Here is a 19882-nt window from a genome sequence, read left to right on the forward strand (position 1 = left end):
CGCTCCCTCCCCTATCGGAATGCCCCATGTCGATCCAGTCCATCCTGGCCGATCTTGATTCCACGCGTGACGCGCGCGAGGCGCTTTAAAAGCACTTCCATCGCAACCCCGAACTGTCGCTGCAGGAATACCGGACCGCGGACAGGATCGAGGCGGAGCTCGCGGGCTACGGCATCGACGAGATCCTGCGCATCGGCAAGACCGGCGTGGTCGCCATCCTCCGCAACGGCGACGGCCCGGTGGTCGCGATGCGCGGCGACACCGACGGCTTGCCGATGGCCGAACGCTCCGGCGTGGACTACGCCGCCGAGGGCGTGACCCAGGTCGGCGAGGCCAGCGGCCAGGCGATCCCGGTCGCGCACACCTGCGGCCACGACTTCCATATCGTGTGCCTGCTGGGTGCCACTCAGGCGCTGCACGACCACCGCGACGACTGGTCCGGCACGTTCGTGGCGGTGTTCCAGCCCGGCGAGGAAAACGCCGCCGGCGCGAAGGCGATGGTCGCCGCCGGTATCGTCGACAAGCTGCCCAGGCCCGACGTCTACCTGGGCCAGCACATGCTCGGCTCGCTGCCCGGTGGCGCGGTCGGCATTCGCAGCGGCCCGCTGTTCTCGGCCGCGGCCTCGGGCACCAAGTCCAACATCATCCCCGAATCCGCGGTGCTGCAGCTCAACACCCGCGCCTTCGACAAGGACGTGGAGAAGCACCTGCACGAGGCGATCGAGCGCATCGTCCACGCCGAGTGCGGGGCCGCGCGCTCGCCCAAGCCGCCGGAATTCCGCTATTACGACCAGTACCCGCTGACCTCGAACCACGAAGAGCCCACCGTGCGGGTGCGCGCCGCCTTCGACGCGTACTTCGGCGACGACTCGGTGGACATGTCACCGGTGCCGGCCTCGGAGGACTTCTCGGTCATCCCGGATGCCTTCGGCTGCCCGTACACGTATTGGGGGCTGGGCGGCTTCGAAGACTGGAAGAACGCGACCGGCAACCACTCGCCCTTCTTCGCGCCCGACATCCATCCCACGCTTGACCGCGGCACCGAGGCGATCGTGGTCGCCGCGTCGCCCTGGCTGATCGGGAGCAAGTGATGAACGCCACCATCGCTGAATCATCCGCGGACAGCACTGGCTTCAAGGGCAACGACTCCGCGCTGCTGGGCATCGTGCTCGCCGTCGTCACCTTCTGGCTGTTCGCGCAGACCACGATGAACATCGGGCCGCTGATGGCCGACGATGTCGGCATGCCGATGCCGGTGATGAACATCGCCATCTCGCTGTCGGCGCTGTTCTCGGGGATGTTCATCGTGGTGCTGGGCGGCCTGGGCGACAGGTTCGGCCGGGTCAAGGTGGTCTTCCTTGGCAACATCCTCAACATCGCCGGCTCGCTGCTGATCGCGTTCGCGATCGACGGCGCGCTGGCGACGCCGATGATCCTGCTGGGCCGCATCCTGCAGGGCATGGCCGCTGGCGCGATCATGCCCTCGACGATGGCGCTGCTGAAGGTCTACTGGGATGGTGCCCAGCGGCAGCGCGCGGTGTCGATGTGGTCGATCGGTTCCTGGGGCGGCTCCGGCCTGACCGCGATCTTCGGCGGCTTCATGGCATCCACCATGTTCGGCTGGCGCTCGATCTTCATCATCTGCGCGCTGGTGTCGGTGGCCTCGATCCTGCTGATGCGCCAGATCCCGGAGTCCGCACCGCTCGCCGGGCGCCCCGGAAAGACCGACTGGGCCGGCATCATCTCGATGGCAGTGGGGCTGGCGGCGCTGCTGATCGTGGTCACGCAGGGTTCGACGATCGGCTCGGCCAACCTGCTTGCCTGGGGGCTGTTCGCGGTGTTCCTGGTGGCCTTCGGGGTCTTCATCAACGCGGAACTGAAGGCGCCCTACCCCCTGGTCGACTTCAAGCTGTTCAAGAACACCGTATTCACCGGTGCGACGATCTCGAACTTTCTCATCAACGGCACCGCCGGCGCGTTGACGGTGTCGCTGTGGGTGCTGCAGGGCGCGGCGGGCATGTCGGCGGCGACCGCCGGCTATCTCACCGTCGGCTACGCGGTTTTCATCATCGCCTTCATCCGGGTGGGCGAGAAGCTGCTGCAGCGGTTCGGCCCGCGCCGGCCCATGCTTTGGGGCTGCCTGATCGTGTTGCTCTCGATCCTCTTGCTGATGGCGACGCATACGCTGCAATCGCAGTACACGATGCTGGCCATGGTCGCGTACTCGCTGTTCGGTCTGGGCCTTGCGTTCTATGCCACACCGTTCACGGACGCCGCGCTCGCCAACCTGCCGGGCGACCGGGCGGGTGCGGGCTCGGGCTTCTACAAGATGGCGTCTTCGCTGGGCGCCGCGTTCGGCGTGGCCATCGCCGCCGCCATTTTCACCGCGCTGTCGGATGCCGGGCTTGCGGCGGTGGGCGCGGTGATCGAATTCAGCGGACGCCAGGACAACCTGGCGGTGCGCGAAGCCGGCATGGTGGGGCTGGCGTTCACCGCGCTGATGGCGATCGCGGCGCTGGTCTCCATCACCATCTTCATTCCGGAGCAGATCAAGGATCACCCAGCGGCCGGGGCGTGACCGCCGGCGCCGACAGCAGGCCGCGGCGGCGGTACCAGAGCTCAAGCGGCAGGGTCACCAGCGGCGGGATCGCGGCCAGTACCGCCATCAGCAAGGCCCACATCGGCCAGCGCAGGCGCGCGCCCGCCACGATGGCCACGACCAGGTACAGCAGGAAGGCGCCGCCGTGGAGGCGGCCGAACAGCCAGACCACGGCGTCCGTGCTGCCGCTGACGTACTTCAGGTACATGCCGACAAGCAGGCCGGCCCAGGTGAAGGCTTCGATCAGGGCGACGATGGAGAAGAGCAGGCCGGCGGGTGACAGGGGGCGTGGGTGCATGGGTGGTCCGGGTTTGGCGGGGATATCGCGGCTGTAGCCGCTCCCACAAGGACCGGGCAACCGGGGTGCAAGGAAACGCCCGGCGTTTGCCGGGCGTTCCGTGTCGACGATAGCGGTCGGGTGGATCAGGCGACCGGTGCGGCCTCCGCGACCTCCTGGTACTCCTCGATCTGGTCGAAGTTCATGTAGCGGTAGATCTCGGCGCCCTTGTCGCTGATGACGCCGACGTCGATGAGGTACTCCTCGCGGGTCGGGATGCGGCCCAGGCGTGAGCAGATCGCCGCCAGCTCCGCCGAACCCAGGTAGACGTTTGCGCCACGGCCCAGGCGGTTGGGGAAGTTGCGGGTCGAGGTCGACATGACCGTCGCGCCCTCGCGCACCTGCGCCTGGTTGCCCATGCACAGCGAGCAGCCCGGCATCTCCATGCGCGCGCCTGCAGCGCCGAAGGTGCCGTAGTGGCCTTCCTTGGTGAGCTCGCTGGCGTCCATCCTGGTCGGCGGCGCGACCCACAGGCGCGTGGGTATGTCGCGCTTGCCTTCCAGCAGCTTGGCCGCCGCGCGGAAGTGGCCGATGTTGGTCATGCACGAGCCGATGAACACTTCGTCGATCGTGCTGCCGGCGACGTCGGACAGGGTCCTGGCATCGTCCGGGTCGTTAGGGCAGCACACGATCGGTTCGACGATCCCGGCGAGGTCGATCTCGATCACCGCCGCGTACTCGGCGTCGGCATCGGGCTCCAGCAGCTGCGGGTTGGCCAGCCACTGCTCCATCCTGTCGATGCGACGCTGGATGGTGCGGGCGTCCGAGTAGCCTTCGGCGATCATCCACTTCAAGAGCGTGATGTTGCTGGTCAGGTATTCGATGATCGGCGCCTTGTCCAGCTTCACCGTGCAGCCGGCGGCGGAGCGCTCGGCCGAAGCGTCGGCCAGCTCGAAGGCCTGCTCGATCTTGAGCTCCGGCAGGCCCTCGATCTCGAGGATGCGGCCGGAGAAGATGTTCTTCTTGCCCTGCTTGGCGACGGTCAGCAGGCCCGCCTTGATCGCGTACAGCGGGATCGCGTGCACCAGGTCGCGCAGCGTGACACCGGGCTGCATACGGCCCTTGAAGCGCACCAGCACCGACTCGGGCATGTCCAGCGGCATCACGCCGGTCGCGGCCGCGAAGGCCACCAGGCCGGAGCCGGCCGGGAACGAGATGCCGATCGGAAAGCGGGTGTGCGAATCGCCGCCGGTGCCGACCGTGTCGGGCAGCAGCATGCGGTTGAGCCAGCTGTGGATGATGCCGTCGCCCGGGCGCAGCGAGACGCCGCCGCGGGTGGAGATGAACTCGGGCAGCGTGTGGTGGGTCTTCACGTCCACCGGCTTCGGATAGGCCGCGGTGTGGCAGAACGACTGCATCACAAGGTCCGACGAGAAGCCCAGGCAGGCCAGGTCCTTCAGCTCGTCGCGGGTCATCGGGCCGGTGGTGTCCTGCGAACCGACGGTGGTCATCTTCGGCTCGCAGTAGGTGCCCGGGCGCACGCCCTGCCCTTCCGGCAGGCCACAGGCGCGGCCGACCATCTTCTGCGCGAGGGTGAAGCCCTTGCCGGTGTCGGCGGGCGCCGCCGGCTGGCGGAACAGCGTGGTCGCGGGCAGGCCCAGCGACTCGCGCGCACGCGCGGTCAGGCCGCGGCCGATGATCAGCGGGATGCGGCCACCGGCACGCACTTCGTCGAACAGGACCTCGCTCTTGACCTCGAACCCGGCGATCACCTCGCCGTCCTTCAGCGCCTTGCCCTCGTAGGGACGCAGCTCGACCACGTCGCCGTGCTCCATCTTCGACACGTCGAGTTCGATCGGCAGTGCGCCGGCGTCCTCCATGGTGTTGTAGAAGATCGGCGCGATCTTCGAGCCCAGGCAGACGCCGCCGAAGCGCTTGTTCGGGATGAAGGGGATGTCCTCGCCCGTCCACCACAGCACGCTGTTGGTGGCCGACTTGCGGCTGGAGCCGGTGCCGACCACGTCGCCGACGTAGGCGACCAGGTGGCCCTTGGCCTTGAGATCGGCGATGGCCTGGATCGGGCCGCGCTTGCCGTCCTCTTCCGGCTCGAAGGGCGCGTCGGGGCGCCTGTTCTTCAGCATCGCCAGCGCATGCATCGGGATGTCCGGGCGCGTGGTCGCATCCGGCGCCGGCGACAGGTCGTCGGTATTGGTTTCGCCGGGCACCTTGAACACGGTGATGGTCATGCTCGCGGCCACTTCGGGCCTGGAGGTGAACCATTCGGCATCGGCCCAGCTCTGCAGCACGGCCTGCGCATGGGCATTGCCGGCCCTGGCCTTCTCTTCCACGTCGTGGAAGGCGTCGAACACCAGCAGCGTGTGCTTCAGGCCCTCGGCCGCGACTGCGCCGAGCGCGGCATCGTCCAGCAGTTCGACCAGCGGCGCGACGTTGTAACCGCCCAGCATCGTGCCGAGCAGCATGGTCGCGCGCTCGCGGCTGATCAGCGCGTTCTGCTCGCCGCCGAAGGCGAGCGCGGCGAGATAGGAGGCCTTGACCTTGGCGGCGTCGTCCACGCCGGCGGGCACGCGGTGGGTGAGCAGCTCGACCAGCGCGGCATCCTCGCCGGCCGGCGGGCTCTTCAGCAGTTCAATGACCTCGGCGGTCTGCTGCGGCGTGAGCGGCAGCGGCGGGATGCCGAGCGCAGCGCGTTCGGCCACGTGATGGCGATAGGCTTCCAACATGGGGGTACTCCGGAAATGTGGCGGTGGAAATGAAGCGTGGATTGGATCAGGGAGCCTTGGGCACGATGACCTTGAGTCCCTTGAAGTAGTCGCGGAAAAAACCCGCGTCGCGGGTGATCAGGCCCGCGCACTGGAGCAGCGCGTGCGCGCCGACGATGAAATCGGGCACGGTGCGCGGTGAAGCCTGGCCGCCCTGCCCCGCGGCGCGGCGGCGCTGGTTGAAGCGGCGCTGCATTTCGCCTGCGCGGATCGCGGAGCGGCGTTCGACGGGCACGTAGCGCATGCCCATCTCCTCCACCACGTCCATGATGTCGGTGCCGTGGCCAAGGCCTGCGGTGATCTCGCTGACCACCACGTCGCACAGCACCACCGGCCCCTGCGCAAGCGCGTCGCGCACGCAGCGTTCGGCGTCGTCGGCCATGCCGGCGTCGTCGCCGAGCAGGTCGATCAGGATGGAAGTGTCGATCGCGATCATCGGCGGCGGTCAGGGCTCGACGGGATCGCCCGGCGCGCGGCCGCGCAGCTCGCGCATGACGTCGTCGGTGCTCACGCCGTCGGGCAGCTTGAAGCGGCCGCGGGCGCGGGAGATCGCATCGTCGACGTTCTTGCGCAGAATGATGCGGCCACCTTCGAGCTCGACCTTGAGCAGGGTGCCCTTGGTCAGCCCCAGGGCGTCGCGCACCGCCTTGGGCAGTGTGATCTGGCCGCGTTCGGCGACTGTGGCTTCCATGGCGCGCTCCTCGGCCCTGCACTCACAGAGCGGTATGCGCACATTATACATACTTTCCAATACGTACTGGTGGCCGCATACTGGGTTGCCGCGAACGCATCGCTTACACCACCGTCCGTACACTAGGTGGCTGCCTGCCCGCCACGACATCCACACAAGGAGCCCAGCCATGGCCGATTCCTTCTCCACCCGCGACCGCCTCGAGGTCAACGGCAAGTCCTACACCTACGCCAGCCTCGCCAAGCTCGGTACGCAGTTCGACCTCGCCCGCCTGCCCTACTCCATGAAGATCCTGCTGGAGAACCTGCTCCGCCACGAGGACGGTGGGATCACGGTGGGCAAGGAGCACATCGAGGCCGTGGCGCGCTGGGACGCGACCGCCGAGCCGGATACCGAGATCGCGTTCATGCCGGCGCGGGTGGTGCTTCAGGACTTCACCGGCGTGCCCTGCGTGGTCGACCTCGCCGCGATGCGCGATGCCGTGGCGCGCCTGGGCGGCAGCCCGGAGCAGATCAACCCGCTGATTCCTTCCGAGCTGGTGATCGACCATTCGGTGCAGGTCGACGTGTTCGGCCGCCCGGATGCGCTGGACCTCAACGGCAAGATCGAATTCGAGCGCAACAAGGAGCGCTACGGCTTCCTGCGCTGGGGCCAGAACGCGTTCGGCAACTTCAAGGTGGTGCCGCCCAACACCGGCATCGTGCACCAGGTCAACCTGGAGAACCTCGCCCGGGTGGTGATGGAGCGCGAGCTTGAGGGCGAGACCTGGGCGTTCCCGGACACCGTGTTCGGCACCGACAGCCACACCACGATGATCAACGGCATCGGCGTGCTTGGCTGGGGCGTGGGCGGCATCGAGGCCGAGGCGGCGATGCTGGGCCAGCCTTCGTCGATGCTGATCCCGCAGGTGGTGGGCTTCAAGCTCGTCGGCAGGATGCCCGAAGGCGCCACCGCCACCGACCTGGTGCTCACCGTCACCCAGATGCTGCGCAAGCACGGCGTGGTCGGCAAGTTCGTCGAGTTCTTTGGCGAAGGCCTGCAGCACCTGCCGCTGGCCGACCGCGCCACCATCGGCAACATGTCGCCGGAATATGGCGCCACCTGCGGCATCTTCCCGGTCGATGCCGAAGCCGTGCGCTACCTGCGCCTGTCCGGGCGCAGCGAAGAGCAGATCGCGCTGGTCGAGGCCTATGCCAGGGCGCAGGGCCTGTGGCATGAGCCAGGCCAGGCCGAAGCGAGCTATTCGTCGGTGATGGAACTCGACATGGCGACGGTCAAGCCGTCGCTTGCAGGCCCCAAGCGCCCCCAGGACCGGGTGCTGTTGGAGGACATGAAGCGGAACTTCAACGACAACGTCGGCCCGATGACCGCCCAGCGCGAAAAATCGCGCGACTTGCAGGTCAACCGCTTTGAAAAGGAAGGCGGCGGCCAGCCGCAGGCCGAGCGCCTGGCGGCCAAGCCGGTCTCCACGATCAGCATCGATGACTGCGACCACCAGCTGACCGATGGCTCGGTGGTGATCGCGGCGATCACGTCCTGCACCAACACGTCCAACCCGGCGGTGATGCTGGGCGCCGGCCTGGTGGCGCGCAACGCCGTGGCCAAGGGCCTGAAGGCCGCGCCGTGGGTGAAGACGTCGCTCGGCCCGGGCTCGCTGGTGGTCACCGACTACTTGGAGAAGGCCGGCCTCATGGACGACCTGGAGAAGCTTGGCTTCTACGTGGTCGGCTACGGCTGTACCACCTGCATCGGCAACTCGGGGCCGCTGCCGGCAGCGGTATCCAAGGGCATCGCCGAGAACGACCTCGCCGCGGCCGCCGTGCTGTCGGGCAACCGCAACTTCGAGGGACGCATCCACGCCGAGGTGAAGATGAACTACCTCGCCTCGCCGCCGCTGGTGGTCGCGTACGCGATCGCCGGCACCGTCGACATCGACCTCACCACCGAGGCGCTGGGCCAGGACCAGGACGGCAACGACGTCTACCTGCGCGACATCTGGCCGAGCAACAGGGAAATCGGCGACATGATCGCCGCGACCGTGGGCCCGGAACTGTTCGCGAAGAACTATGCCGACGTGTTCAAGGGCGATACGCGCTGGAACTCGATGGATTCGCCGGAAAGCGAGCTCTATCCCTGGGACGAAGCCTCGACCTACATCAAGAACCCACCCTACTTCGAGGGCATGACCATGGAGGTCGGCAGCATCGACGACATCCATGGCGCGCGCGTGCTCGGCCTGTTCGGCGATTCGATCACCACCGACCACATCTCGCCGGCGGGCGCGATCAAGAAGGACTCGCCCGCGGGCCTGTTCCTGCAGTCGCGCGGCGTGCAGCCGGCGGACTTCAACAGCTACGGTTCGCGCCGCGGCAACGACGACGTGATGGTGCGTGGCACCTTCGCCAACATCCGCATCAAGAACCAGTTCTTCGGCGGCGAGGAAGGCGGCAACACGCTGTACTTCGGCAGCACCCCGCCGGAGAAGATGCCCATCTACGACGCGGCGATGAAGTACAAGGCCGACGGCACGGCGCTGGTGGTGATCGCGGGCAAGGAATACGGCACCGGTTCGTCGCGCGACTGGGCGGCCAAGGGCACCAGCCTGATGGGCGTGAAGGCGGTGATCGCCGAGAGCTTCGAGCGCATCCACCGCTCCAACCTGGTCGGCATGGGCGTGCTGCCTCTGCAGTTCATCGAGGGCGAAGGGGCGGCGTCACTGGGCCTTGACGGTACCGAGACCTTCGCCATCACCGGCCTGCAGGACGGTGCCGCGAGGCGCGCCACCGTGACCGCCACCGCAGGCGACGGCAGCAGCAAGGAGTTCCAGGCCGAGGTCATGCTGCTGACGCCCAAGGAGGTGGAGTACTTCCGCAACGGCGGACTGCTGCATTACGTGCTGCGGCAGCTGGCGGGGCAATACGCCGCCTGACATCGCGGATCAGCGCAGCGCCGGCGACCAGTCGGCGCTGGCCATCCGCCAGTCGCCGTCGACCAGGCGCCAGCCGGTGTCGACCTGCCAGGCGCGAGCGCTGTCCGGCAGCAGGCGCCCGCTGCCGCCACCCGAGAGCACGGCGCCAAAGCGGACCCGGGCGTGCTTGTCCTGCAGCTCGACATCCAGCGGGCCGGGCAAGACGCCCACGTCGGCGTGGCGCAGGAAATGAAGCGCGGCCAGGCGCCGCGCGCCGTCACGGTCAAGGCCGCCCGGGCCGATAAAGTCTTCGGCAAGGAACGATGCGACATCGCCCGCGTCTCGTGCCTCGATGGCCGCCTGCAGCCCCTCGAAGGCTTCCCGAAGGGCCTGTTCCGGCGGCGGGCGCGTGCAGCCGATCGCGGCCATGCAGAGCAGCACCAGCAGGGCAGCGGCGCGCCAGGCGGGCGTGTCCCCGCGTCCGTGACTGGGCATGGCTCATCCTCCGGTCAATCGAGCGAGTGCCAGCATAGCTGCACCGCGCCTTGCCGCGCTGCGGAGGCCTGTGCTCCAATCGAGACGATACGCCGAGGCATGGAGCATGCCGGCACAACAGCCCGAGGGGGAATAAATGAGCAGTACTGAACGGCCGTGGCTGGCGAACTATCCGGAAGGGATCCCCTCGGAAATCGATGCCGACGAGTACAACTCGATCCCGGCCCTGCTCCAGGAAGCGATCGACAAATACCGCGACCAGCCCGCGTTCTCCAACATGGGCGTCTCGATCACCTACGGCGAACTCGACGCGCTCAGCAACCAGTTCGCTTCCTACCTGCTCGAGGTGCTCAGGCTCAAGAAGGGCGATCGCATCGCGATCATGATGCCCAACTGCCTGCAGTACCCGATCGCGACCTTCGGCGCGCTTCGCGCGGGACTCGCGGTCGTCAACACCAACCCGATGTATACCGCGCGCGAGCTCCGCCACCAGCTGGTGGACTCGGGCGCGCGGGCGATCCTGGTGCTCGACAACTTCGGCCACGTCGTGCAGAAAGTGCTCGCCGACAGCAAGGTCGAAACCGTCATCACCACCGGCCTGGGCGACATGCTCGGCTTCCCCAAGGGCGCGATCGTCAACTTCGTCGTCAAGCACGTGAAGAAGATGGTGCCCGACTATTCCATCCAGGGCGCGGTCCGCTTCCGCGACACGCTCAAGGCCGGCGCCAGGCACGAAACGCCGAAGGTCGAAATCGACCGCGAGGACATCGCCTTCCTGCAGTACACCGGCGGCACGACGGGCGTCGCCAAGGGCGCGATGCTCACCCACCGCAACCTGGTGGCGAACATGCAGCAGGCTTCGGCCTGGGTCAGCAAGCAGGCCAAGCCCGGCCAGGAAGTCATCGTCACCGCGCTGCCGCTGTACCACATCTTCGCGCTGACGGCGAACGGACTCGTGTTCACCAAGTTCGGCGCCAAGAACATCCTGATCACCAACCCGAGGGACATGCCGGGCTTCATCAAGGAGCTCAAGCGCGAGCCCTTCACCGCGATCACCGGCGTCAACACGCTGTTCAACGGCCTGCTCAACACCCCCGGCTTCGAGGACGTGGACTTCTCGCAGCTGCGGCTGACCCTGGGTGGCGGCATGGCCGTGCAGCGCTCGGTGGCCGAGCGCTGGAAGAAGGCTACCGGCGTCACCCTGGTCGAGGCCTACGGACTCACGGAGACTTCGCCGGCGGCCTGCATCAATCCGATGGACCTGGTCGAGTACAACGGCGCCATCGGCCTGCCGATCCCGTCCACCGACGCCTGCGTCAAGGACGAGGAAGGCCGCATGCTGCCGGTCGGCGAAGTCGGCGAGCTGTGCATCAAGGGGCCGCAGGTGATGCGCGGCTACTGGCAGCGTCCGGAAGACACGGCGGCGGCGATCGATGCCAATGGCTGGCTGCATACCGGCGACATGGCACGCATGGACGAAGGCGGCTTCTTCTACATCGTCGACCGCAAGAAGGACATGATCCTGGTCTCGGGCTTCAATGTGTATCCCAACGAGATCGAGGACGTGATCGCGATGATGCCCGGGGTGCTGGAAGTGGCGGCGGTTGGCGTTCCCGACGAGAAGTCGGGCGAGGTGGTGAAGCTGGTGATCGTGAAGAAGGATCCTTCCCTGACCACCGAGCAGGTGAAGGCGCATGCGCGCAATGAACTCACCGGCTACAAGCAACCGCGCATCATCGAGTTCCGCGACGAGCTTCCGAAAACCAACGTCGGGAAAATCCTGCGCCGGGAGCTCCGCGACGAATCCCCGGCCTGAAACGTGATCTAGATCACACTTCTGCTGCAACAACGGTCACCCTGGACCCTGCCGCCTTCACCCCGCTTGCCCAAGCGGGGGAAACAGCGCATAGATGCCTGCAAACGGGCATTCATCATCTTTCCAGGACTCCGCCGGCGGGCCCGGCCGGAGGCGTCCTGCATGTCAGGGGGACCTCCACATGAACGTCGAAATGCTGCACCGCAATACCGCCACCGACCTGGCCACGATCCGCATCTCCCACGATCCGTCAAACGCTTCGCACTGGTGCCATATGCACCCCGCCGAGGCCTTCCGCGATGCCTCGTACCGCCCCTGTTTCTCGCCCCGGCTGCTGCGCGAGCTGCGCCTGTTCGCGCGCGAGGCCATCGAGGGATGCCAGGCCACGGCCGACGCGGCGACCGGACCCGCGCCGCCGCTGTCGCACATCGTCATTGGTTCCGATGCGCATGTGTTCAATCTGGGCGGCGATCTCGACCTGTTCGCAAGGCTGATCCGCGAGCGTGACCGTGACGGCCTGTTGCGCTATGCCACCGAATGCGTCGACAGCATCCATCTCCTGCACACCCGCCTGCACCCCAACGCGCACACCATCGCGCTGGTCGAGGGCGATGCGCTGGGCGGCGGCTTCGAGCTCGCCCTCGCCTGCCAGACCATCGTTGCCGAACGGGGCGTGCAAATGGGCTTCCCGGAGGTTCTGTTCGGGCTGTTCCCGGGCATGGGCGCCTATTCCCTGCTCTCGCAGCGCATCGGCCCCAGGCGCGCCGAGGCGATGATGCTGGACGGCGTGATGTACAGCAGCGAACGACTGCATGAAATGGGCATCGTCGACGTGCTGGTCGAGCCCGGCGAGGGCGTGCGTGGTGTCAACGAGGTCATTCGCCAGAACCGCCGCATCGCCGCGGCCAGGCTGGCCCTGCACCGCGTGCGTGATGCCATCGACCCGGTTTCCCACGAAGACCTTATGGAAGTCACCCGCATCTGGGTGGATACCGCCTTGCAGCTCGGCGACCGCCAGCTGCGGATGATGGAGCGACTGGTGCGGGCACAGCTGCAGCGGCCCGAGTCGCGGGACGCCGGGGCACGCATCCACGGCAACTGACCGCGCCCGCTACGTTCAGGCGCTGTCCGGGCCCGAGGCGGTGTCGCCGTGCACCAGGTCGCCGCGTGCGCGCAGCGCGGCCAGCGCCTGTTCCAGCTGCTGCCGGAGCAGGCGCACCATGCCCGGCCACTCGCGCGCAAGCTCATCGCTGTGCATGCCCATGCCCTGCGAGGCGCTGTCGGACAGGCGGACCGCGCCCATGTTGCCCGCCGCGCCTTTCAGGGCGTGGCAGGCATCGCGGAACGCCTCCCACTGCGCGTCCGCGCCGGCAACCTCGAGTTCGGCCACGCACTTGCGTGCGTCCTTGGCGCACTCGCCCAGGAAGCGGTGCACGAACTCCTCGCCCAGGCCCATCTCGCGCAGTTCGTCGAGGATGTGCTTGGAGATCACGCTGCCGTCGGCCTGCCCTGCAGCCGCGGGCTGGGCGTCCTGGGCGGCGACCGATGGCGCGGCGCCCTCGGCGATGGTGGCCAGGCGCTCGAGCAGCCGGTCCACGACCACCGGCTTGGTCATGAACGCGTAGGCCCCGGCGCGTTCGCACTCGGCCCGCGCCTCCGGCGTGGCATCGGCGGTGAGCACAATGAACGGCGTGCGCTTGCGGCCGGCTTCCATGAAGCGCGCCTGCTTGAGCACTTCCACGCCGCTCTGGCCCGGCATGTGCAGGTCGATGATCACGACGTCGAAGGCCTGCGCCTCAAGCGCGGACAGCACGTCTTCGCCATCGTCGACCACCTGTACACGATGGCCGGCCTTTTCCAGAAGGCGGCGCATCACCATGAGGTTGGCGCCCTGGTCGTCCGCCACCAGCACGCGCAGCGGACGCACGCGGGCGCGATGGCGCACGAAGGGGTCGCCGAAGGCGATGACATTGCTGCCTTCGGCAGCCGACAACTGTGCCGCGACAGCAAACGGCAACTCCACCCAGAAGTGCGAACCCTCGCCGGCCGCGCTTTCCACGCCAATGCTGCCGCCCAACTGTTCGACCAGCGCCTTGGCGATGGTCGTACCCAGGCCGGAACCTCCGAAACGGCGACCCAGGCCATTGTCGACCTGTTCGAAAGCTTCGAAGATCCTCCCCTGCGCGCCTTCCGCGATGCCGATGCCCGTGTCCCGGACCGAGAAGCGCAGCCATGTCGCGCCGTCATCGCGCGGCAACCGCTCGACCGCGAGCGACACCTGCCCGTGATCGGTGAACTTGATCGCGTTGGAAACCAGGTTCACCAGCACATGGCGCAAATGATTGCTGTCGCCGTGCATCTGTGCCGGAATGCCTGCGGCGACCCGGGTCTCGAACAGCAGTCCCTTGGCCTGGGCTCCGGGCTCGAGCATCAGCTGGATGCCGCGGATCAGCTCGGTCAGCGAGAAGTCGGCATCGGTACGTCTGAACTTGCCGGCTTCCAGGCTCGACAGGTCAAGAACCTCGTCCACCAGCATCTGCAGCGAGCGCGCCGAGGTGCGGATGACCTCGGCGCTGTCGCGCTGCTCGGCATTGAGCGACGTGGCCGACAACAGTTCCGACATTCCGAGGATGCCGTTGAGCGGCGTGCGCAACTCATGGCTGATGTTTGCGAGGAAACGGCTCTTGGCGCGGTTGGCAGCTTCCGCAGCCTCGGTGGCCTGAACCAGCTTGCGCAGCAGCGAGCTGAGATACAGCGGCACCGCGGCCAGCCCTGCCAGCAGCCCGCTGCCCAGCAGCAGGTTCTGCTGCCAATACGGCGTGGTCATGAGGGCTGCGCCGAAGGACACCGTGGCAAACCCGATCGCGAGATACAGCCAGCGCGGGCCATAGCGCAGGCCGTTGCCGACCGTGACCCACATGATCACCACGTACATCCACGCCAGCAGGTCGCCCAGGAGGTAAAGCCCGACGCCCATCAAACTGTAGTCGGCGATCATGCCCAACACCCGGCGCGGATACGACACGCCCGGCCGCGCCAGCAGCCACCCGAGGATCACGAAGCCGATCCCGAACTCCACGGTCAGCAGCTGCCACGACAGCCTCAGCGCGTCCGCCACCCCGGGCCGGCCGCTGACCACTACCTGCAGGTAGGCCGCCACCAGCACCAGCATCGCCATGCGTACCAGCGCCTGGCCGTGCTCGGTATCGGGGCGGCCGGTCAGGCGCTGCCTGGTCCATTGCAGGGCAGCGATCGTCACGCTCAGGCCTCCCTGGTCCCGGCCTCGGCCGATGCAGCCTCGGCGGCATAGCGGGCGCAGGTTTCTTCCACGCGTCGGCGGTTGGCCACCAGCGCATCGACACAGCGCGGGTCGAACAGTCGCCCGCTTTCGGACGTGATGTAGTCGAAGGTCTCGTCCATGCTCCAGGCGCGCTTGTACGGGCGCTGGGACAGCAGGGCGTCGAAGACGTCGGCCACCGCCACCACGCGCGCCTCCAGCGGGATGGCTTCGCCGACCAGCGCGTCGGGGTAACCGCTGCCGTCATAACGCTCCTGGTGGCGCAGCGCGATGCTGGCCCCCATCTGCACGAAGCGGTTCTGGCTTCCCTGCAACAGATCGTGGCCGATCTCCGGGTGCCTGCGCATCACCGCGAGTTCGTCTTCGGTGAGCGGGCCCGGTTTCAGCAGTACGGCGTCGGGGATCGCGATCTTGCCGATGTCGTGCAGGGGCGCGGCCAGCTCGATGGTCCGGACTTCGTCTTCGCCCAGGCCCAGGCCTTCGGCGACGATGCCAGCCACCGCCGCCAGGCGCGCGAGGTTGGCGCTGGTGCCGGAGTCGCGGTAGGCGATCGCACGTGCCAGGCGGGTCAGGGTCTCGCGCTCGCGCTCCTCGACCTCGTGCATGCTTGAGAGCAGCCGCTGCTCGAGTGAAAGCGCGCGCTGCTTGACCGACTCCGCCTGCTGGCGGAGTTGCAGCAGGTTGCGGCAGCGCGCGCGCAGCTCGCGTGGGCGCACCGGCTTGACCAGGAAGTCGATCACGCCGGCATCGAGTGCCGCCTGCCGGATCGGCTCGTCGCCGACCACGGTCACCAGCACGATCGGCACGTCGCGGTGCAGCATCGGGCGGCGGAAGCGTCGGGCGAACTCCAGACCGTCCATCACCGGCATGCGGTAGTCGAGCAGCAGCAGGTCCGGGCGATTGTCCTCGCACCAGCGCAGCGCTTCCTGCGGGTCGCTGAAGTCCAGCACCTCGAGCTCGGGACTGATGTCCTCGAGGATGTGCCGCAGCATCGTGCGGGCCGAAGTCTGGTCGTCGACGATGACGATGTTCACGTGATTCCTGCCCCCAGCGCGATCGGTCCCGGCATGGCACACGGGTGCCACCGGTAGTCAGGGCACGCACGACCCGTGCCCGCCCCGGCCCCCCGTTCTGGGGGGCCAACATCCGAGAGTACGACAGAACCGGCGGAAATCGGGCACTTGCTGCCCTTCCTGGTCACCCGGGCGCCGTGCCGCTGGGGCGCATGTAGGGGAACAGCAGCACGTCCCGGATCGACGACGAGCCGGTGAGCAGCATCACCAGGCGATCGATGCCGACGCCCAGCCCGCCGGTGGGCGGCATGCCCACTTCGAGCGCGCGGATGTAGTCGGCGTCGTAGTGCATGGCCTCGTCATCTCCGCCGGCCTTGGCTTCGACCTGGGCGCGGAAGCGCGCGGCCTGGTCCTCGGGGTCGTTGAGCTCGGAGAAGCCGTTGGCCAGCTCCTTGCCGCCGATGAACAGCTCGAAGCGGTCGGTGATGCCTGGCTCCGAGTCGGACTCGCGCGCCAGCGGCGAGACCTCCACCGGGTAGTGGGTGATGAAGGTCGGCTGCACCAGCCCGTCCTCGACCGTCGCCTCGAAGATCTCCAGGAGCAGCTTGCCCCAGCCCCAGGACGGCTTGACCGACACCTTCAGGCGCTGGCAATGGGCGGCGAGCGCGTCGCGGTCGCGGCAGTCGGCGGCGCTGATGTCCGGATTCAGTTCGCGCACCGCATCCTGCATCTTCCAGCGGCGGAACGCCGGCGCCAGGTCGATGTCGTGGCCGTCCCAGTCGAAGCGCGTGGCGCCGGTCGACTCCTGCGCCACGTCGCGGATCATGCCTTCGGTCAGATCCATGACCTCGATGTAGCTGGCATAGGCTTCATACAGCTCGAGCATCGTGAACTCGGGGTTGTGCCGGGTGCTGACGCCCTCGTTACGGAAGTTGCGGTTGATCTCGTAGACGCGCTCGAAGCCGCCCACCACCAGCCGCTTCAGGTAGAGCTCCGGCGCCACGCGCAGGTAGAGCTCGAGGTCGAGGGCGTTGTGGTGGGTGGTGAACGGGCGCGCCGTGGCACCGCCGGCGATGTAATGCATCATCGGCGTCTCCACTTCCAGGAAGCGGCGCGCATCGAGCCAGCGGCGCATCGCGGCGATCACCTTCGAACGCACCACGAACACATCGCGCGCGTCGGGATTCACGATCAGGTCGACGTAGCGCTGGCGGTAGCGCTGCTCGACATCGGCCAGGCCGTGCCACTTGTCCGGGAGCGGGCGCAGCGACTTGGTCAGCAGGCGCAGTGAATCGACCTTGACCGAAAGCTCGCCCGTGCGGGTACGCGTGAGCCCGCCTTCGGCGGCGATGATGTCACCCACGTCCCAGGACTTGAACGCGTCGTAGGTCTCGCCCAGCGTGTTGGCCTGCAGGAACAGCTGGATGCCACCGCTGACGTCCTGCAGCTGCACGAACGCGGCCTTGCCCATGACCCGCTTGGCGAGCATGCGCCCGGCCACGGCCACGCGCCGGCCGGTTTCCTGCAGCGCCTCGGCGCTCCATGCCTCGGCATCGGCGTACTCATCCTGGAGGTCGCCGGCGTGGTCGGTGCGCCGGAAGTCGTTCGGGAACGCGACGCCCTGCCCGCGCAGCGTGGCCAGCTTGCCGCGACGCTCGGCGATGAGGCTGTTTTCGTCAGCGGGCGGCGGCGGCTGTGCGGGGGTGGTCATGGTGGTCTCTGGCATTGGGCTTCAGGAACGAAGGTGACGATCAGTGTGCATCGGGTGGAACATTCGCGGCTGTAGCCGCTCCCGCAAAGGCAAACGGCCCGTCAAGGGAGGTGCACCTGGCGTGGCGGCGCTCCTGTGGGAGCAGCCATGGCTGCGCGATGGCCTGTGCGATCAAATCGCATCCAGCCGCTTTGAACCCGCCTCCAGCCCGGATTTCAGGCTGGCCTCGATGAATTCATCCAGGTCGCCGTCCAGCACGTTCTGCGTATCCGAACGCTCGATGCCGGTGCGCAGGTCCTTGATCCGGCTCTGGTCGAGCACGTAGTTGCGGATCTGGCTGCCCCAGCCGATGTCGGACTTGGTGGCTTCCAGCGCATCCTTCTCGACGTTGCGCTTCTGCACTTCGAGTTCGTAGAGCTTGGCGGCCAGCATCTTCATCGCGGTATCGCGGTTCTGGTGCTGGCTGCGCCCGTTCTGGCAGGCGACCACGGTATTGGTCGGGATGTGGGTGATGCGCACCGCCGACTCGGTCTTGTTGACGTGCTGGCCACCGGCGCCGGACGAGCGGTAGACGTCGGTCCGCAGGTCGGCGGGATTGATCTGGATGTCGATGTCGTCGTCGACTTCCGGCGACACGAACACCGAGGTGAAGCTGGTATGGCGGCGGTTGTCGGAGTCGAAGGGCGACTTCCGCACCAGCCGATGGACGCCGATCTCGGTCTTCAGCCAGCCATAGGCGTACTCGCCCTCGATGCGCACCGTGGCCGACTTGATGCCGGCGACGTCGCCGCCGCTGGCCTCCATGATCTCGGCCTTCCAGCCGCGGTTCTCCGCCCAGCGCAGGTACATGCGCAGCAGGATCTCGGCCCAGTCCTGGGCCTCGGTGCCGCCGGCGCCGGCCTGGATGTCGAGGAAGGCGTTGGCCGAATCCATCTGCCCGGAGAACATGCGCTGGAACTCCAGCTTCTCCACCTGGCCGCTGAGACTTTCGACGTCGGCCTCGACCGCCTGCGCGGTCTCCTCGTCGCTTTCGGCATCGGCCATGTCAAGCAGTTCGGCGGCGCCCACCAGGCCCTCGGTCAGGTCGCGGATGCCGTTGACGGTCTTGTCGAGCAGCGAACGTTCGCGCCCCAGGGCCTGCGCTCGCTCGGGGTCGTTCCAGATATCGGGATTCTCGAGCTCGCGCTCTACTTCCTCGAGCCGCTCGCGCTTGGTGTCGTAGTCAAAGAAACCCCCTCAGCGCATCCAGCCGACCCTTGAGGTCGGCGATGCGCTGGCGGACGGGATTGAGCTCCATCATGTGCTGTGGATCCGCATGGAAAGAGGCGGATTCTAGCAATTCCGGCGTGCTCCCTGCTGGCGCTCAGGATCGTGCCGCTGGGGCAAGCCGCGCGCGGAGCGCTTCGCGATGGCGGCGGCTGCAAGGCAGCACCGTGCCATCGGCCAGGTGCAAGCGGGCGTCGCCGGTGTCGAGTGGCTCGATGGAGGCGACCAGGTCGAGCCTCACGATGTAGCTCCGGTGGATGCGCGCGAAGCGGGCCGGATCCAGCTTCGCCTCGATGTCGGCCATCGTGCTGCGCAGCGGGTAGTCGCGCCCGGCCACGTGCAGGTTCACGTAGTTGCCCGCGGCCTGCAGCCACTCGACATCGGCGGCGGCCACCAGGAAATCGCGACCCAGCTTGCGGACCAGGAAGCGCTCGGGCCGCCCCGCTGCGGGCCCGGGGACGCCAGGGTCGGGCTCGGCGAGCATGCGCACCTCGCCCTGCAGCCGTCGCCACAGCCAGCTGTACCCGTGCGCGACGAACACGATGGAGGCGAAGGTGCGGACGTCCTTCAGGTACTCGTACGGCATTTCCACGGCCCAGTCGAAGCCGTACCGGTCGCCCATGGCCGCATGGGCGAGCATGCGCATCAGCACCATCCCGGCCACGTGCAGCAGCGACCAGATGAGGCTCGCCGCCAGGTAGCCGGGCAGGCGCCGCATCCAGGTATCGACGTGCAGCGGCCAGCGCTCGCACAGCCACAGCAGGAGCGGCAGGAGGAGCAGCGACGCGATCGCGCTGCTGGCTTCCCAGACCGCCGGCTGCCAGGCCTCGAGCACCCGACCGTGGCGATCGGCATCGATCAGCGCGACGGCCGTGTTGGCGATGGCGCCGAAGCCGAACACCAGCACCCACGCGGCAATCTCGAGCGGACGCCTCCACGCCAGGTGCCTGTTCCAGAAATCCCGTTCGCGCGCGGCGGCGCGTCCCCTGTCGTCATGCATTCCGCGATTGTAATTGTCGCTCCCCTGC

Annotated in this window: 15 protein-coding genes; 5 read left to right on the plus strand and 10 right to left on the minus strand. The window is 67.6% G+C overall.

What is annotated here, in order from left to right:
• Nucleotides 1-206 precede the first annotated feature (206 nt).
• Nucleotides 207-1091 carry a M20/M25/M40 family metallo-hydrolase gene (locus WCE37_RS03895; RefSeq protein WP_343278225.1) on the plus strand — a complete coding sequence of 295 codons (885 nt, stop codon included), beginning with the start codon at nt 207-209 and terminating at the stop codon, nt 1089-1091.
• On the plus strand, nt 1091-2578 hold the full coding sequence (locus WCE37_RS03900; protein ID WP_343278226.1) for an MFS transporter: 1488 nt from the start codon (nt 1091-1093) through the stop codon (nt 2576-2578). Before WCE37_RS03895 ends, WCE37_RS03900 begins: the two co-directional genes overlap by 1 nt.
• Here the strand turns inward: WCE37_RS03900 and WCE37_RS03905 are convergent.
• The 4 genes from WCE37_RS03905 to WCE37_RS03920 all read right to left on the minus strand — a co-directional run bounded on the left by WCE37_RS03905 (nt 2550) and on the right by WCE37_RS03920 (nt 6347).
• Nucleotides 2550-2897, minus strand: a complete 348-nt coding sequence (locus WCE37_RS03905; RefSeq protein WP_343278227.1) for a DUF3817 domain-containing protein — start codon at nt 2895-2897, stop codon at nt 2550-2552. The two genes, WCE37_RS03900 and WCE37_RS03905, sit on opposite strands and share 29 nt — an antisense overlap.
• Before the next feature lie 125 nt (nt 2898-3022).
• Nucleotides 3023-5617, minus strand: a complete 2595-nt coding sequence (gene acnB / locus WCE37_RS03910; RefSeq protein ID WP_343278228.1) for a bifunctional aconitate hydratase 2/2-methylisocitrate dehydratase — start codon at nt 5615-5617, stop codon at nt 3023-3025.
• Nucleotides 5618-5663: 46 nt separating this feature from the next.
• Nucleotides 5664-6092, minus strand: coding sequence for a type II toxin-antitoxin system VapC family toxin (locus WCE37_RS03915; RefSeq protein WP_343278229.1), 429 nt, complete (start codon nt 6090-6092; stop codon nt 5664-5666).
• Between the two features lie 9 nt (nt 6093-6101).
• Nucleotides 6102-6347 carry an AbrB/MazE/SpoVT family DNA-binding domain-containing protein gene (locus tag WCE37_RS03920; protein WP_343253911.1) on the minus strand — a complete coding sequence of 82 codons (246 nt, stop codon included), beginning with the start codon at nt 6345-6347 and terminating at the stop codon, nt 6102-6104.
• Nucleotides 6348-6516: 169 nt separating this feature from the next.
• Here WCE37_RS03920 and acnA point away from each other — a divergent pair, with 169 nt between their 5' ends.
• Nucleotides 6517-9276: an aconitate hydratase AcnA gene (acnA, locus tag WCE37_RS03925; RefSeq protein WP_343278230.1), complete on the plus strand. Its 2760-nt coding sequence runs from the start codon at nt 6517-6519 to the stop codon at nt 9274-9276.
• Nucleotides 9277-9285: 9 nt separating this feature from the next.
• On the opposite strand, the gene WCE37_RS03930 is transcribed toward acnA, so the two are convergent.
• A complete protein-coding gene (locus tag WCE37_RS03930) occupies nt 9286-9750 on the minus strand; it encodes a nuclear transport factor 2 family protein (protein ID WP_343278231.1) in 465 nt (154 codons plus the stop codon).
• 136 nt (nt 9751-9886) lie between these two features.
• Between WCE37_RS03930 and WCE37_RS03935 the strand changes: the two genes are divergently transcribed.
• The gene (locus WCE37_RS03935) at nt 9887-11566 is read left to right on the plus strand and encodes a long-chain fatty acid--CoA ligase (protein ID WP_343278232.1); all 1680 of its coding nucleotides are present in this window, start codon (nt 9887-9889) and stop codon (nt 11564-11566) included.
• 181 nt (nt 11567-11747) lie between these two features.
• Nucleotides 11748-12668, plus strand: a complete 921-nt coding sequence (locus tag WCE37_RS03940; protein WP_343278233.1) for a crotonase/enoyl-CoA hydratase family protein — start codon at nt 11748-11750, stop codon at nt 12666-12668.
• Between the two features lie 15 nt (nt 12669-12683).
• Here WCE37_RS03940 and WCE37_RS03945 read toward each other — a convergent pair whose 3' ends face one another.
• The 5 genes from WCE37_RS03945 to WCE37_RS03965 all read right to left on the minus strand — a co-directional run bounded on the left by WCE37_RS03945 (nt 12684) and on the right by WCE37_RS03965 (nt 19854).
• Entirely contained in the window at nt 12684-14825 is a 2142-nt protein-coding gene (locus WCE37_RS03945) for an ATP-binding protein (RefSeq protein ID WP_343278234.1), read from the minus strand.
• Nucleotides 14826-14827: 2 nt separating this feature from the next.
• A complete protein-coding gene (locus tag WCE37_RS03950) occupies nt 14828-15949 on the minus strand; it encodes a two-component system response regulator (RefSeq protein ID WP_343278235.1) in 1122 nt (373 codons plus the stop codon).
• A 112-nt stretch (nt 15950-16061) separates the two neighbouring features.
• Nucleotides 16062-17588, minus strand: coding sequence for a lysine--tRNA ligase (lysS, locus tag WCE37_RS03955; protein ID WP_343278236.1), 1527 nt, complete (start codon nt 17586-17588; stop codon nt 16062-16064).
• Between the two features lie 171 nt (nt 17589-17759).
• A protein-coding gene (prfB, locus tag WCE37_RS03960) for a peptide chain release factor 2 (RefSeq protein WP_343278237.1) occupies nt 17760-18888 on the minus strand; the annotation gives its coding sequence in 2 pieces (ribosomal slippage) (nt 17760-18812 and nt 18814-18888; 1128 coding nt in all).
• A 63-nt stretch (nt 18889-18951) separates the two neighbouring features.
• Nucleotides 18952-19854 (minus strand): LytTR family DNA-binding domain-containing protein, encoded by a 903-nt coding sequence (locus WCE37_RS03965; protein WP_343278238.1) that lies wholly within the window; start codon nt 19852-19854, stop codon nt 18952-18954.
• Nucleotides 19855-19882 lie beyond the last annotated feature (28 nt).

Origin of the sequence: Luteimonas sp. MJ250 (assembly GCF_039548455.1) — a bacterium.
GTDB lineage: Bacteria > Pseudomonadota > Gammaproteobacteria > Xanthomonadales > Xanthomonadaceae > Luteimonas.